This is a genomic window from Mesorhizobium sp. M0522, assembly GCF_040321085.1.
Classification (GTDB): domain Bacteria; phylum Pseudomonadota; class Alphaproteobacteria; order Rhizobiales; family Rhizobiaceae; genus Mesorhizobium.
Genome location: NZ_JAMYQW010000055.1, coordinates 15,638 through 29,814, shown reverse-complemented (window position 1 = coordinate 29,814; position 14,177 = coordinate 15,638). Strand labels below are relative to the sequence as shown.

The window sequence follows — 14,177 nt, the reverse complement described above, 5'->3', positions numbered from 1 at the left end:
GCTTTCCCGGCCTTCAAAAAAGCCCCATTAACTCACCAACCAGGATTTCGCTTCCCGTGCAAAGCCCTCACAAGGGGAGAAGGGAAGAGCGGAGCCCCTGGCCGCTCAACTGTTCCAAAGCGTGCGGAAAAATCCTAAACCGGTGCGATGTCGAAGCGAATCGCCGGTCCCGAGATCGAACGCCTGATCCAGCTGCTGGCCAAGGTGCCGGGGCTCGGTCCGCGTTCGGCACGCCGCGCCGCGCTCCACCTCATCAAGAAGAAGGAACAGCTGCTGGCGCCGCTCGCCGCCGCCATGGGCGAGGCGGTCGACAAGGTGCGCATCTGCTCGACCTGCGGCAATGTCGATACCTCGGATCCATGCATGATCTGCACCGACCCCCGCCGCGACCCCACTACGCTCATCGTCGTCGAGGACGTGGCCGACCTTTGGGCGCTGGAGCGGGCGACAGCCATGAACGTGCGCTACCATGTGCTCGGCGGTACGCTGTCGCCGCTCGACGGCATTGGTCCTGATGAGCTAAACATCCGTTCGCTGGTCGATCGCGTCGCCGGCGGCGAAGTCAAGGAAGTGATCCTCGCCGTCAACGCCACGGTCGAGGGCCAGACCACCGCGCACTACCTCACCGACCAGCTTTCCGGCTTCGACATCAAGGTGACGCGCCTGGCGCACGGTGTTCCGGTCGGCGGCGAACTCGATTATCTCGACGAAGGCACGCTGGCCGCCGCACTGCGCTCGCGGACGGTGTTTTGAGCACGTTGGGGGAAGGGGTGCTCTTGAGATGATTGCGTTCCGTCGCGCCCCCCTCTGTCCTGCCGGACATCTCCCCCTCCAGGGGGGAGATCGGCAGCCTCGACATCCCCGCCAAGCTTGCGACGTTGAAGATTGGCGAAAACAGACGCGACAGCCAATCTCCCCCCTGGAGGGGGAGATGTCCGGCAGGACAGAGGGGGGCGCGACAGAACGTCGGCTTTGTGGATTGGCGATCTTTCTTGCAGTCCTCTTTGCCTTCCTCCTCGCCACCCCCGCCTCGGCGGCAAAGATCGACGACCAGTTCCGCGCCTGGCTTGGCAACGACCTCTGGCCCGAAGCCAAGGCCAAAGGCATCTCCAGGAAAACCTTCGATGCCGCCTTCGAAGGCGTCAAGCCGAACCTGAAGCTGCCCGACCTGGTGAAGCCGGGCGAGAAGGCGACGACGCCGCAGAAGCAGCATCAGGCCGAGTTCGGTTCGCCGGGCGCCTATTTCGCTGAAAAGATAGTCCGAGCGGTGACCGCCGGCGGCCGCACCCGCGAGGCGACCAACGCTAGGACGCTTGCCGCGATCGAGAAACGCTACGGCGTGCCTGGCGAAGTGCTGCTGGCGATCTGGGGCCGCGAGAGCGGCTTCGGCGCGGCGAAGATGCCTTATGACGCCTTCGAGGTGCTGGGCACCAAGGCGTTCATGTCGACCAAGAAGGAATTCTTCCGCACCGAGCTCTTGGCTGCGCTCGAGATCGTCGAGCGCGGGCTTGCCCCGGTCGGCGCGATGAAATCGTCTTGGGCAGGCGCGCTTGGCCAGCCGCAGTTCATGCCGACATCGTTCCTCAAGCATGCCGTCGATTTCGACGGCGACGGCCGCACCGACATCTGGAATTCGACGCCCGATATACTGGCATCGATCGCCAATTATCTCGTCCATTATGGCTGGGTCAGGGGCCGCGGCTGGGGCTTCGAGGTGACTGTGCCGGACAGCGTCTCGTGCTCGCTCGAAGGTCCGGACCAGGGCAAGAAGATTTCCCAATGGGCTGATATGGGCATCAGGCGTGTGTCGGGTAAACCGTTCCCGGCGAGCGAACTGAAAGCCGAGGGCTTTCTTTTGATGCCGGCCGGGCGTAGCGGCCCAGCCTTCATCGTCACCCCCAATTTCTATGTGCTGAAGCAGTATAACACCAGCGATCTCTATGCCCTGTTCATCGGCCATGGCGCCGATCGCATCGCCCATGGCGACAGCAATTTCTCGGGCAATTGGGGCGCGGTCGGCGGGCTCTACCGCTCCGACATCGCCGCCCTGCAGCGGGCGCTGGAAGCTAAGGGCTACGATGTCGGCAGCGCCGACGGCCTGCCTGGCTTCAAGACGCGCCGCTCGATCGGCAAATGGCAGGCCAGCAACGGCCGTTCCGCTACCTGCTTTCCCGACGCCGACCTGGTTACCGCGCTGAAATAGCCGGATTTTCGCACCGCCGGTCTGGCCCAATCGACCGTTCTGCAAATGCTCGTTGCCGCGCTCGAAACCGCCGGATATGGTGAACCGGAACCGCACAAAAAATTGCCAAGACAACGGTCCGGGGATCACCGTTCGACGCGGCAAGAAATGCCACAACCCTGAGCCGGGAACTCAGGTCAACAAAAACAGGGAACAGTTAAAATGATGATGGAAAAGTTTGCTCTACGCTCCCGCTTCTTGCTCGCGGGCGCGGCCATGTCCGCGCTGCTTCTGGCCGGTGCGCCTGCCTTCGCGGTCACGCCCGCCGACACGCTGGTCGAGGGTTTCGCCATCGACGACATCATCACCATGGATCCGGGCGAAGCATTCGAATTGTCGACCGCAGAGGTCACCGGCAACACCTATGATCTTCTGGTACGCCTCGACCTCAGCGACACATCCAAGGTCAAGGGCGATCTCGCCGAAAGCTGGAGCGTCTCCGACGACGGCCTGACCTACACATTCAAGCTCAAGCCCGGCCTCAAATTCGCCTCCGGCAATCCGATCACGGCGGCCGACGTCGCCTATTCGTTCGAGCGCGCCATCAAGCTCGACAAGAGCCCGGCCTTTATTATCGGCCAGTTCGGTATCGATGGCGGCAACGTCCCCGAGAAGGCCAAGGCCGTTGATGACACGACGTTCCAGTTCACCGTCGACAAGGCCTATGCGCCGAGCTTCGTGCTGAACTGCCTGTCGGCGACGGTCGCCTCGGTCGTCGACGCCAAGCTGGTCAAGGAGCATGTCGCGGCGGTCACGCCGAGCGCCGACTACAAATGGGACAATGATTTCGGCAATGCCTGGCTGAAGACCGGCTATGCCGGCTCCGGTGCCTTCAAGCTGCGCGAATGGCGCGCCAACGAGGCCGTCGTGCTGGAGCGCAACGACAATTACTACGGCGACAAGGCCAAGCTTGCCCGCGTCATCTATCGCAACATGAAGGAAAGTTCGGGCCAGCGCCTTGCGCTGGAAGCCGGCGACATCGACGTTGCCCGCAATCTCGAGCCGAACGACCTTGATGCCATTGCCAAGAATGCCGACCTCACCACCACCAGCGCGCCGAAGGGCACGGTCTATTACATCAGCCTCAACCAGAAGAACCCGAACCTCGCCAAGCCCGAGGTTCGCCAGGCTTTCAAATATCTGGTCGACTACGATGCCTTGAGCACGACCATCCTCAAGGGCATCGGCGAGATCCATCAGACCTTCCTGCCCAAGGGCGTGCTCGGCGAACTGGACGAGAACCCGTTCAAGTTCGACGTCGCCAAGGCCAAGGAACTGCTCGCCAAGGCCGGCCTCGCCGACGGCTTCAGCGTCACCATGGACGTGCGTACCGGGCAGCCGACGACGGGCATGGCGGAATCGATCCAGCAGACGCTGGGACAGGCCGGCATCAAGCTGGAGATCATCCCCGGCGACGGCAAGCAGACGCTGACCAAATACCGCGCCCGCAACCACGACATCTATATCGGCCAGTGGGGCCAGGATTATTTCGATCCGAACTCCAACGCCCAGACCTTCGCCAGCAACCCCGACAATTCGGATGAAGGCAAGACCAAGACGCTGGCCTGGCGCAACGCCTGGGAGATCCCGGACTTGACCAAGCAGACCGAAGCCGCCCTGCTCGAGAAGGACGCGGCCAAGCGCGCCGCAATGTACCAGGATCTCGAGAAGAAGATCCTCGATACCAGCCCCTTCGTCATCATCCACCAGCAGCTGGAAGTGGCCGGCCTGCGCAAGAACCTCAAGGGTTTTGCGCTCGGCCCGAGCTTCGACACCAACTTCGTCGGCCCCGTCTCGAAAGAGTGATGCCGGGGAGTGACGCCGGCGGACGCGCCGTATGAGTGTGGCTGAAAGCGAGGTGACGGCAGGGCGCGGCGGCGCCCGCGCCGTTGCCGTGGCCTCATCTATCGCCCGGTTCCTGGTCATCGCGATAACGACCTATCTCGGTCTGCTCGCGGTGACCTTCTTCATCGGCCGCGTGATCCCGATCGACCCGGTGCTGGCGGTGCTCGGCGACCGGGCGCCGGCCAACGTCGTCGAACGAACGCGCCGCGAGATGGGCCTCGACCTGCCGCTGGTCGAGCAGTTCTACATCTATGTCAAACATGCCCTGAACGGTGATTTCGGCACCTCGGTGCTGACCACCAATCCGGTGATGACCGATATCCGCCGCGCCTTTCCGGCGACGCTCGAACTGGCGACGTTGGGAACATTGATCGGTTCGGTGATCGGCGTGCCGCTTGGCGTGCTGGCCGCCGTGCGGCGCGGCAGCGTCATCGACCAGATCGTGCGCATCATCGGCCTTGTCGGCTATTCCGTGCCGATCTTCTGGCTGGGGCTGCTGGCGCTGGTGCTGTTCTACGCCAAGCTGCAATGGGTCGCCTTTCCCGGCCGGCTCGACGTCGTCTACGAATACACCTTCACGCCGATTACCGGCTTTTACCTGCTGGATGCGCTCTGGCAGCGGCAGTGGGACGTATTTGCCGATGCCTTCCGCCACATCATCCTGCCGGCCTCGCTACTCGGCTATTTCTCGCTCGCCTACATCAGCCGCATGACGCGCTCGTTCATGCTGAACGAACTCACCCAGGAATACATCGTCGCAGCGCGCGCCAAGGGCCTGTCGGAAACGCGCATCATTTGGGGTCACGCGCTGCGCAACGCCGCGGTGCCGATGGTCACGGTGATCGCTCTGTCCTATGCCGGGCTGCTCGAAGGCTCGGTGCTGACCGAGACAGTGTTTTCGTGGCCGGGCATCGGCCTCTACATCACCAACTCGCTGCAGAACGCCGACATGAATGCCGTGCTTGGCGGCACGATCATCATCGGCTCGGTCTTCATCGCCATCAATCTATTCTCCGACCTGCTCTACCGGCTGCTCGATCCAAGGACCAAGGCAGGATGAGGACCAAGGCAGGATGAGCACGGAAGCGATTCAAACCCGCCGCGACTGGCTGCTCAGCGAGCGGCCGGCGTCGCGCGTGCAGGCGAGGCTCGGCCGCGCCTATGTGGCGTGGCGGCGCTTTTCCGCCAACCGGCTGGCGTTTGCCGGCCTGCTCATCATCGTCGCCTTACTGGTGGTCGCGGCATTCGCCGATGTGCTGGCGCCCTATTCGCCGACATTCGGCGACCTCAAGGGCTCGCGGCTCCTGGCGCCGAGTGCGGCGCACTGGTTCGGCACCGACGATCTCGGCCGCGATATCTATTCGCGCATCATCTTCGGCTCGCGCTGGACACTCTACGTCGTCGTTCTGGTTGCCATTATCGCCGCGCCCATCGGCTTGCTGGTCGGCACCGTCGCCGGCTATGCCGGCGGCTGGACCGATGCGATCCTGATGCGCATCACCGACATCTTTCTCGCCTTTCCGAAGCTGATCCTGGCGCTGGCCTTTGTCGCGGCGCTCGGCCCCGGCATCGAAAACGCCGTGCTTGCCATCGCCATCACCTCGTGGCCGCCCTATGCCCGCATTGCCCGCGCCGAAACGCTGACGGTGCGCAATTCCGATTATATCAAGGCGGTGCAATTGATGGGCGCCTCGCCGTTTCGCATCGTGCTTCGCCACATCATGCCGCTCTGCATCTCCTCGCTGATCATCAGGGTGACGCTCGACATGGCCGGAATCATCCTGACCGCGGCCGGCCTCGGCTTCCTCGGCCTCGGCGCGCAGCCGCCGCTGCCCGAATGGGGCGCGATGATCGCGTCGGGCCGCCGCTTCGTGCTCGACCAGTGGTGGGTGGCGGGTGCTCCGGGCTTTGCCATCCTCATCGTCAGCCTCGGCTTCAACCTGCTCGGCGACGGACTGCGCGACGCGCTCGATCCCCGAAGTGGCGACCAATGAGTGGCGACCAATGAGCACGCTTCTCGAAGTCAACGACCTGCGCGTTACCTTCCCGACGCGCACCGGCCTGATCGAGGCGGTGCGCGGCGTCTCCTTCTCGCTCGGCCGCGAGCGGCTCGGCATTGTTGGCGAGAGCGGTTCGGGCAAGTCGCAGACCGGCCGCGCAATCATGGGCGTCACCCCGCCGCAGGCCGAGGTGACCGCGAAGACGCTCGCTTTTGACGGCATCGACCTGCTGGCCGCCTCGCCGCGCGAGCGCCGCGCGCTGCGCGGCAAGCGTATCGCCATGATCCTGCAGGATCCGAAATATTCGCTCGACCCGGTGATGAGCATCGGCCGCCAGATCGTCGAGACGCTGCGCACGCATGAGAAGGTCTCCAAGGCCGAAGCCCGCGACCGCGCGCTGGCCATGCTGGAGGCTGTGCAGATCCGCGATCCGGCCCGTGTCTTCGACCTGCATCCGCACGAGGTTTCCGGCGGCATGGGCCAGCGCGCCATGATCGCCATGATGCTGATCGCCGGGCCGGAAATGATGATCGCCGACGAGCCGACCTCGGCACTCGACGTCACTGTCCAGCTCGACGTGCTCGGCATCCTCGACCGGCTGGTCAGCGAGCGCGGCATGGGGCTGATCTTCATCTCGCACGATCTGCGCCTGGTCTCGTCCTTCTGTGATCGTGTCATCGTCATGTATGCCGGCAAGGTGGTCGAACAGCTCAAAGCCTCGGAGCTCGGCCGCGCCCAGCATCCCTATACGCGCGGCCTGCTCAACTGCATGCCCAAGATCGGCGCCGACCGTCACCCGCTGCCGGTGCTCGACCGCAAGCCGGAGTGGGCAGCATGACGGCAGCCCTTTCCGTCGACAGGCTGGAGGTGGTCTTCGACCGCTTCCGCGCGTTGAAAGGCGTGAGCCTCGAGGTCGAATCCGGTGAATCCTTCGGCCTGGTCGGCGAGTCCGGCTCCGGCAAGTCGACGTTGCTAAGGGCAATCGCCGGCCTGGCGCCGGCCGCATCAGGCACCATCGCGGTCAACGGCAAAACGCTAGGCGCGCGTCGCGACAAGGCGTTCTACCGCGAGGTGCAGATGGTCTTCCAGGACCCGTACGGTTCGCTGCACCCGCGCCAGACCGTCGACCGCCTGCTGCAGGAGCCGCTCGCCATTCACGGCTTCGCCGACGGCGAAAAGCGCATCCAGCGGGCACTCGACGAGGTCGGCCTCGGCACCGGGTTCCGTTTTCGCTATTCGCATCAATTGTCCGGCGGTCAGCGCCAGCGCGTGGCGATCGCCCGCGCCCTGATTCTGGAACCGTCGATCCTGCTGCTCGACGAGCCGACCTCGGCGCTCGACGCTTCGGTGCAGGCGGAGGTGCTGAACCTGCTGGAAGAGATCAGGCGCCGCCGCAAGCTGACCTTCCTGATGGTCAGCCACGACCTAGCCATCATCACCCACATGTGCGAACGGCTGATGGTGATGCAGAACGGCGAGGCGATGGAGAATCTGACCGCGGACGATCTTGTCGAACGCCGTGTCACCAAGGATTATACGCGCAATTTGCTGAGGGCCAGCGAGGGGTTTGTGAGAACCGCTTGAACCTTCTCACGGTGCGCAGGACCAACTGTCTTCGGGAGATTCCCATGCAGCAATGGACGTTCCCAGACCCGCCCAATGTCGCGGTGTTTTTGGATCGGGTCATAATTACCCGCGGCGACTGGATTGCACACGTCTCGCATGACGATGACGACGGCAGTTGGCAATTCCACAACAGCGAAATTGGACCTGTTGACGAAGGCGACATAATGATTGTCAGCTTGCAAAACGTTGTGCAGCGGGATGAAAGTATCCTTGCGTTGGCCGACTTGCCGGAAGGCTGGCATGCTTGGCGCGAGTCAAAATCGTCGCCGTGGCAGCGCGCCAGGTCGCGCCCTGTACCCTCCAACGATAACGAATGATCCGGCAAAGCCTTAAGTCGGACCTTGCACCGGTTCGCCGGTCTCCAAAACGGGTAGCTCTTTCCAGCCTTTCGGCTCCTTGACCTGAACCACGCCGAATAGCGCGCCGGCAGGAACAGCAGCATGATCGCTGCGCCGGCGATAGTGCCGGCCATCATCGCGTAGCTGCCGGACCGCAGGCCCAATCACCCGCCGCCAGTGCCAACTTGAGGAAAACCTGAAATAAGCCCAGAAGAGTCTCAACAGCCATCAAACGAGAGCGGGCGCCGGCCCGGTGAGGGATACGATGACAAATTCAGCCATTTCCGAACGCAAGAGCCAGTCGATTTCGCGCGGCATCGGCATGACCACTCAGATCTATGCCGATCGCGCCGAAAACTCGGAGATCTGGGATGTGGAAGGCCGCCGCTACATCGATTTCTCGTCCGGCATCGCCGTCGTCAACACCGGCCACCGTCACCCCAGGGTGATCGAAGCGGTCAAGGCGCAGCTCGACCGCTTCACCCACACCTGCTATCAGGTCGTGCCCTATGAGAGCTATATCAGGCTGGCCGAACGGCTGAATGGCATGCTGCCCGGCAAGCTCGACAAGAAGACGATTTTTGTCACCACCGGCGCCGAGGCGGTCGAGAACGCGATCAAGATCGCGCGCAACGCCACCGGCCGGCCCGCGGTCATCGCTTTTTCCGGCGGCTTTCACGGTCGCACCTTCATGGGCATGGCGCTGACCGGCAAGGTCGTGCCCTATAAGGTCGGCTTCGGCGCCATGCCAGCGGATGTCTTCCATGCGCCGTTCCCGGTTGCGCTGCACGGCGTGTCGGTCGCCGATTCGCTGGCTGCGCTCGACCGGCTGTTCAAGGCCGATGTCGATCCGGCCCGCGTCGCCGCGATCATCGTCGAGCCGGTGCAGGGCGAGGGCGGCTTCTACGAGGCGCCGCGCGATTTCATGACCGCATTGCGCAAGATCTGCGATCAGCACGGCATGCTGCTGATCGCCGACGAGGTGCAGACCGGCTTTGCCCGCACCGGCAAGATGTTTGCCATGGACCACCACGAGGTGGCGGCCGACATCACCACCATGGCCAAGAGCCTGGCCGGCGGCTTCCCGTTGGCGGCGGTCACCGGGCGTGCCGAGGTCATGGATGCGCCGAACCCCGGCGGACTCGGCGGCACCTACGGCGGCAGCCCGATCGGCGTCGCCGCGGCGCATGCCGTGCTCGACGTCATCGACGAGGAGAAGCTCTGCGACCGGGCCAACACGCTGGGCAACCGGCTGAAGCAGCGCCTGCAAGCGATCCGCGACGAAGTCCCGGAAATCGTTGATATCAGAGGCCCCGGCTTCATGAACGCGGTCGAGTTCAACGATGTGACGAAGGGGCTGCCGTCGCCGGAACTCGCCAATGCGGTCCGGCTGAAGGCGCTCGACAAGGGCCTGATCCTGCTGACCTGCGGCGTCTACGGCAACGTCATCCGCTTCCTCGCGCCGATCACCATCCAGGACGGAGTCATGAACGAGGCGCTCGACATCCTGGAAAGTTCGATCCGCGAGGCCCGCGCCGCCTGAGCGGCGAGGATATCGCCTAGGATTCAACTGCGGCGAAGGCCGAGATAGGTGGCAAGCCGCCGTTCAACGCCCTAGGCGAGCACGAAATTCGGCAGTCGAATTGGTGCGTGGAAACGGTTCGGAAGGCAACTGTACACCGAGAAAGGCACAAAGCGGCTCCCACCCTTCGGAGGCCTGATAAGTAAGAAGGCGTTCAGGTGGCAGCGTTGATTTCACGGAAGCGTTATGTGCTTCATAGACAGCGATTGCGTGATCACGGTTATCAAATCGACCGCCAAAGACAGTGTTTCCAACCACCGCCACACCAAAGGACTGTGGATCATTGGTAGCAGCATCCATCGTGAGCCCTATTGTTTGCGCCATGCTGTCATACCAGGCTTCCGGGTCACGAACTGTCAGGATAACCTTTGCATGAGGGTAGTGGTCACTCACTTCGCGCCAAAAATGCGCCGTTGGCCAATCGACCGCGGAAAGATAGCCGGCATATGCCGCATCCCAGGTCGGGAGTTGTCCCTGACCGGCGGCGCGCCACAGCGCCTTCTGCTCGGGATTGGCGTGGACATCTGCCATGTGATGACACGGCCCGAACCCAAGATGCTCCAACGCGAGCTTCAGTGAATATGTGCCAGTGCGACCCATGCCTGCGCCAATGACATATAGAGCCATGAGCACCCCCCGACGAATTTCAATTGGTCAAAATACCGGTGTTTCCTTTACTTCGCTATATGTTTTGCAGGTCAGCTCCCGGTCGAACTCGGTCATTCAGGGTGATTGGGTTTGATCTTATCCCGCAGCGCGGACAGGCTCTCCTTCCTGGAAGGCGGCGAGCGCCGCCTTCAGTCCATCCGGCCCGGTCGCGACAATCTGCGGCGACGGCGAAAAGCCGGCGCCGAGCATCTTGCGGCCAAGCATGTGGTCGCCGGGCCGGTTGACCGATTCGATGCCGAGCAGCCGGCTTCCGGCATAGTGGTAGATGGAGAATTTGTTCTCGGCCACGTCGCCCAGCACGACATGGCTGTCGCCGCCCGAAATCAGGCCGACCATCTGCAGCTTCATGTCGCCGATATCGGACCAGAACCACGGCACCGCCGAGTAATTGTCGGTGTGGCCGGCGATGGTGCGTGCGGCCAGCCGCGCCTGGTCAGTGGCGTTCTGCACCGATTCCAGCCGCACGTCGCCGCCGGTGAACCAGTGCCGGTAAGACGCCGCGTCGCCGACGGCGAGGATTTCCGGCACCGACGTGCGCATCTGCTGGTCGACGCGGATGCCGTTGGCGATGGCAATCCCGGCGGCTTCGGCCAATTCGACATTCGGCACGACGCCGATACCGATGACGACCATCTGCGCCGGCAATCTTTCGCCGGATGAGGTGATTGCAGCCGAAACACGGCCGTTCTCGTCCTCCAGCCGTTCGATGGTGGTGCCGGTAAGGATGCGCACACCGGTGGCCTCCAGCCGCTGGCGAACATGGCCGGCGATGACCGGTGCCACGGCGCGGCCGAGCAGCCGGTCGACCGCCTCGACCACCGTAACCTTGCGGCCTGCCGCGGTGAGTGTCGCGGCAATCTCCAGGCCGATGAAGCCGCCGCCGAGGATGACGACCTCCTCGCTTTGCGCGCTCAATTCGCGGATCAGGCGGGCATCGCCGAGCGAGCGCAGCGACACAACGCCGGAAAGCTCCGAACCCGGCAGCGGCAGCAGGCGCGGCCGCGCGCCGGTGGCGAGGACAAGCCGGCCGAACGGCAACACACCGCCGCCCGATATCTCCAGCCTGCGGCCGCCTGCATCGATCCGCTCGACCCGGATGCCTGGCCGGAAGTCGATGGCGCTGCCGGTATAAAAAGCCTCGCCGCGCAACGGCTGCGGCTTTGCTTGCTGATCCTTGATGAAGGTCTTCGACAGCGGCGGCTTGTGGTAGGGCAATTCGTTTTCGTCGCCGACCAGGATCACCGGGCCGTCATAGCCTTCTTCGCGCAGGCTGGCGGCCGCTTGCACGCCCGCATGACCCGCACCGACAATGACGACCCCGTTCTTCATAACAGCCCGATTCCTCATCCAAATCTAGGACGTCTCGCCAGGTGGCGATTGTCCGGCGCCGCCGCAAGAGCGCCGATCCGGGTCGCACCCGGAACGGCCGCCTGTCAACTGCGTCATGCGCCGGCATTCCTCATACGTCGGTGTTAAAGTTGACAGTTCTAGTTTAGAATAATTCTAAACTGTTGTTTCAATTGAATTTTTTCTATGCCACCAGTTGACATCCGGCGTCTTCGCCGTTTTATGGAAGCTCGCGCGTCAGCGCATCCCTTTGATGTCTGGGCCTTGAACCCTTTCGATTGGAGGCATTTCGGTGTCTTTCTTCCGCGAACCGCGCGATGGCGCGACCCTTCTTTGCCCGCTGGCAACTGCCCGCCGCGGCGCCGGCATTTCATTGATTCCCGAGGAGAGACAATCATGAGAACGATGATCACGGCGCGGTATGGCGGCAGGCTTGCGGCGATCGGCGCCACCGCGATGCTGACGGCGGCCGTGTTCGTGCTGCCGGCCAAGGCGCAAACCGATGCCAAGGCGGTCATCAAGACCTATTCCGACATTGCGCTCGCCAAATACGAGGATTCGCTGATCACGGCCGAGGCGCTCGACAAGGCTGTCGATGCGCTGCTCGCCAAGCCATCTGCCGAAACGCTGAACGCCGCCCGCGAGGCCTGGAAGGCATCGCGCGTTCCCTATCAGCAGACCGAGGTCTATCGCTTCGGTAATGCCATCGTCGACGACTGGGAAGGCAAGGTGAACTCCTGGCCGCTCGACGAAGGCTTGATCGACTATGTCGCCAAGAGCTACGGCACCGAGTCGGACGCCAACGCGCTCTACACCGCCAATGTGATCGCCAACAAGTCGATCGAGATCAACGGCAAGAAGGTCGACGCCACCGACCTGACGCCGGAGTTCCTCTCCGGCACCCTGCAGGAGGCCGGCGGTATCGAGGCCAATGTGGCGACCGGCTATCACGCCATCGAATTCCTGCTTTGGGGTCAGGACCTGCACGGCACCGGTATGGGCGTCGGCGAACGGCCCTACACCGACTACGACCTCGCCAATTGCACCGGCGGCAATTGCGACCGTCGCGGACAGTATCTGAAATCGGCGAGCGACCTTCTGGTTTCCGATCTAAAGGATATGGTCGACGACTGGAAGGAAGGCGGCGCCGCCCGCAAGAACCTTGTCGATGGCGAGCTGAACGCCGCCATTTCGACCATCTTCACCGGTATGGGCTCGCTGTCCTATGGCGAGCTCGCCGGAGAGCGGATGAAGCTCGGCCTCTTGTTGCACGACCCGGAAGAGGAGCACGATTGCTTCTCCGACAATACCTACAACTCCCATCTTTACGATGCGATCGGCATCCGTGCCGCCTATCACGGCAGCTACAAGCGGCTCGACGGCACTGTCGTCGAGGGGCCGTCGGTGGCCGACATGGTCAAGGCGGCCGACCCGGCGGTTGACAAGGAATTGTCGGACAAACTGGACGTCACCGTCGCCAAGATGGAGGCCATCAAGGCGCGGGCGCTTGCCGGCGAGGCCTATGACCAGCAGATCGGAGAAGGCAACACGGAAGGCAATGCCACTGTGCAGGCGGCGATCGACGCGCTGGTCGATCAGACCAAGTCGATCGAACGCGCCGTCGGTACCCTGAAGCTCAATGCGATAGCCTTCGAGGGCTCGGACAGCCTCGATTCACCGGACAAGGTGTTCCAATAGACTATCGAAACCACCAGCCACGCGACGCAACGAAGCGCCGTTAGCCAGAGCGACAAATGCTGATCTGCCATTGCAACATCATCACCGAAAAGGAGATAGAGCAGACGATCGTCGGACTGCTGGATGAGGACCCCTGGCAGCTGATCGTGCCGGCGAAGGTCTATCACGCCATGCACAAGCGCGGTCGCTGTTGCGGCTGCTTCCCAAATGTGGTCGAAACGATCATTCGGGTCACCGAAAATTACCATGCCCGCTCGGCGGCGAGTGGCGTGGACATCGTTTCACACCTGGATCGCGTCAGAGGCCTACGCGTTCAATACGGGAGCAGAACCCATGAAAGGCGAACAGCAGATCATAGAGCGGCTTAACGAGGCTCTGTTTCTGGAACTTGGGGCGGTCAATCAATACTGGGTGCATTTCCGGCTGCTGGAAGACTGGGGATACGCCAAGCTAGCGAAGAAGGAACGCGCTGAATCGATCGAGGAAATGCACCATGCCGACCGGCTCGTGGCGCGCATCATCTTCCTCGAGGGCCATCCGAACCTGCAGTCCGTGGCGCCGCTGCGCATCGGGCAGAATGTCAAGGAAGTGCTCGAATCCGATCTTGCCGGCGAATATGACGCGCGCACCGCCTACAAGCGTTCGCGCGAGGTTTGTAACGAAGCAGGCGACTACGTGACGATGAAGCTGTTCGAGGAATTGCTGGCTGACGAGGAAGGTCACATCGACTTCCTCGAGACGCAACTCGACCTGCTCGCCTCGATCGGCGAAGAAAAGTACGGCCAACTCAACGCAGCGTCGGCCGACGAGGCGGAATAAGGACATGCCGG

General features: G+C 62.9%; 14 protein-coding genes. 12 read left to right on the top strand and 2 right to left on the bottom strand.

Annotation, left to right across the window (positions count from 1 at the left end; all coding sequences use genetic code 11):
* Window positions 1-147 precede the first annotated feature (147 nt).
* The 9 genes from recR (at window position 148) to NKI58_RS32630 (ending at window position 9,594) form a co-directional block, all read left to right on the top strand.
* A complete protein-coding gene (gene recR / locus NKI58_RS32670) occupies window positions 148-753 on the top strand; it encodes a recombination mediator RecR (protein ID WP_352448580.1) in 606 nt (201 codons plus the stop codon).
* Window positions 754-931: 178 nt separating this feature from the next.
* Window positions 932-2,203 carry a lytic murein transglycosylase gene (locus tag NKI58_RS32665; RefSeq protein ID WP_352703401.1) on the top strand — a complete coding sequence of 424 codons (1,272 nt, stop codon included), beginning with the start codon at window positions 932-934 and terminating at the stop codon, window positions 2,201-2,203.
* A 201-nt stretch (window positions 2,204-2,404) separates the two neighbouring features.
* Window positions 2,405-4,048 (top strand): ABC transporter substrate-binding protein, encoded by a 1,644-nt coding sequence (locus NKI58_RS32660; RefSeq protein ID WP_352703403.1) that lies wholly within the window; start codon window positions 2,405-2,407, stop codon window positions 4,046-4,048.
* Window positions 4,049-4,079: 31 nt separating this feature from the next.
* On the top strand, window positions 4,080-5,147 hold the full coding sequence (locus tag NKI58_RS32655; protein WP_023676874.1) for an ABC transporter permease: 1,068 nt from the start codon (window positions 4,080-4,082) through the stop codon (window positions 5,145-5,147).
* Between the two features lie 13 nt (window positions 5,148-5,160).
* Window positions 5,161-6,081, top strand: coding sequence for a nickel transporter permease (gene nikC, locus NKI58_RS32650; RefSeq protein ID WP_352455096.1), 921 nt, complete (start codon window positions 5,161-5,163; stop codon window positions 6,079-6,081).
* 10 nt (window positions 6,082-6,091) lie between these two features.
* Complete coding sequence (locus NKI58_RS32645) at window positions 6,092-6,925, top strand: ABC transporter ATP-binding protein (RefSeq protein ID WP_023676876.1); 834 nt, start codon at window positions 6,092-6,094, stop codon at window positions 6,923-6,925.
* Complete coding sequence (locus NKI58_RS32640; RefSeq protein ID WP_352542927.1) at window positions 6,922-7,671, top strand: ABC transporter ATP-binding protein; 750 nt, start codon at window positions 6,922-6,924, stop codon at window positions 7,669-7,671. The genes NKI58_RS32645 and NKI58_RS32640 overlap by 4 nt, the downstream gene beginning before the upstream one ends.
* Before the next feature lie 44 nt (window positions 7,672-7,715).
* Window positions 7,716-8,030, top strand: a complete 315-nt coding sequence (locus NKI58_RS32635; RefSeq protein ID WP_352448586.1) for a hypothetical protein — start codon at window positions 7,716-7,718, stop codon at window positions 8,028-8,030.
* A 286-nt stretch (window positions 8,031-8,316) separates the two neighbouring features.
* Window positions 8,317-9,594, top strand: coding sequence for a 4-aminobutyrate--2-oxoglutarate transaminase (locus tag NKI58_RS32630; RefSeq protein ID WP_352703408.1), 1,278 nt, complete (start codon window positions 8,317-8,319; stop codon window positions 9,592-9,594).
* A gap of 63 nt (window positions 9,595-9,657) precedes the next feature.
* Here NKI58_RS32630 and NKI58_RS32625 read toward each other — a convergent pair whose 3' ends face one another.
* Window positions 9,658-10,260, bottom strand: coding sequence for a sulfotransferase family protein (locus NKI58_RS32625; protein WP_352703410.1), 603 nt, complete (start codon window positions 10,258-10,260; stop codon window positions 9,658-9,660).
* A gap of 117 nt (window positions 10,261-10,377) precedes the next feature.
* Window positions 10,378-11,631 carry an NAD(P)/FAD-dependent oxidoreductase gene (locus tag NKI58_RS32620; protein WP_352703412.1) on the bottom strand — a complete coding sequence of 418 codons (1,254 nt, stop codon included), beginning with the start codon at window positions 11,629-11,631 and terminating at the stop codon, window positions 10,378-10,380.
* A gap of 423 nt (window positions 11,632-12,054) precedes the next feature.
* On the opposite strand from NKI58_RS32620, the gene NKI58_RS32615 reads away from it, so the two are divergent.
* The 3 genes from NKI58_RS32615 to bfr are packed head-to-tail and all read left to right on the top strand — an operon-like array spanning window position 12,055 to window position 14,166.
* The gene (locus NKI58_RS32615) at window positions 12,055-13,347 is read left to right on the top strand and encodes an imelysin family protein (RefSeq protein ID WP_502897061.1); all 1,293 of its coding nucleotides are present in this window, start codon (window positions 12,055-12,057) and stop codon (window positions 13,345-13,347) included.
* Between the two features lie 56 nt (window positions 13,348-13,403).
* The gene (locus NKI58_RS32610) at window positions 13,404-13,715 is read left to right on the top strand and encodes a (2Fe-2S)-binding protein (protein ID WP_023676882.1); all 312 of its coding nucleotides are present in this window, start codon (window positions 13,404-13,406) and stop codon (window positions 13,713-13,715) included.
* On the top strand, window positions 13,681-14,166 hold the full coding sequence (bfr, locus tag NKI58_RS32605) for a bacterioferritin (RefSeq protein WP_023676883.1): 486 nt from the start codon (window positions 13,681-13,683) through the stop codon (window positions 14,164-14,166). The genes NKI58_RS32610 and bfr overlap by 35 nt, the downstream gene beginning before the upstream one ends.
* Window positions 14,167-14,177: the final 11 nt, after the last annotated feature.

Excerpts from the sequence above, each read along its gene's own strand:
- recR (WP_352448580.1), top strand. The coding sequence starts at position 148 with ATGTCGAAGCGAATCGCCGGTCCCGAGATCGAACGCCTGATCCAGCTG.
- NKI58_RS32665 (WP_352703401.1), top strand. The coding sequence starts at position 932 with ATGTCCGGCAGGACAGAGGGGGGCGCGACAGAACGTCGGCTTTGTGGA.
- NKI58_RS32660 (WP_352703403.1), top strand. The coding sequence starts at position 2,405 with ATGATGATGGAAAAGTTTGCTCTACGCTCCCGCTTCTTGCTCGCGGGC.
- NKI58_RS32655 (WP_023676874.1), top strand. The coding sequence starts at position 4,080 with ATGAGTGTGGCTGAAAGCGAGGTGACGGCAGGGCGCGGCGGCGCCCGC.
- nikC (WP_352455096.1), top strand. The coding sequence starts at position 5,161 with ATGAGCACGGAAGCGATTCAAACCCGCCGCGACTGGCTGCTCAGCGAG.
- NKI58_RS32645 (WP_023676876.1), top strand. The coding sequence starts at position 6,092 with ATGAGCACGCTTCTCGAAGTCAACGACCTGCGCGTTACCTTCCCGACG.
- NKI58_RS32640 (WP_352542927.1), top strand. The coding sequence starts at position 6,922 with ATGACGGCAGCCCTTTCCGTCGACAGGCTGGAGGTGGTCTTCGACCGC.
- NKI58_RS32635 (WP_352448586.1), top strand. The coding sequence starts at position 7,716 with ATGCAGCAATGGACGTTCCCAGACCCGCCCAATGTCGCGGTGTTTTTG.
- NKI58_RS32630 (WP_352703408.1), top strand. The coding sequence starts at position 8,317 with ATGACAAATTCAGCCATTTCCGAACGCAAGAGCCAGTCGATTTCGCGC.
- NKI58_RS32625 (WP_352703410.1), bottom strand. The coding sequence starts at position 10,260 with ATGGCTCTATATGTCATTGGCGCAGGCATGGGTCGCACTGGCACATAT.
- NKI58_RS32620 (WP_352703412.1), bottom strand. The coding sequence starts at position 11,631 with ATGAAGAACGGGGTCGTCATTGTCGGTGCGGGTCATGCGGGCGTGCAA.
- NKI58_RS32615 (WP_502897061.1), top strand. The coding sequence starts at position 12,055 with ATGATCACGGCGCGGTATGGCGGCAGGCTTGCGGCGATCGGCGCCACC.
- NKI58_RS32610 (WP_023676882.1), top strand. The coding sequence starts at position 13,404 with ATGCTGATCTGCCATTGCAACATCATCACCGAAAAGGAGATAGAGCAG.
- bfr (WP_023676883.1), top strand. The coding sequence starts at position 13,681 with ATGAAAGGCGAACAGCAGATCATAGAGCGGCTTAACGAGGCTCTGTTT.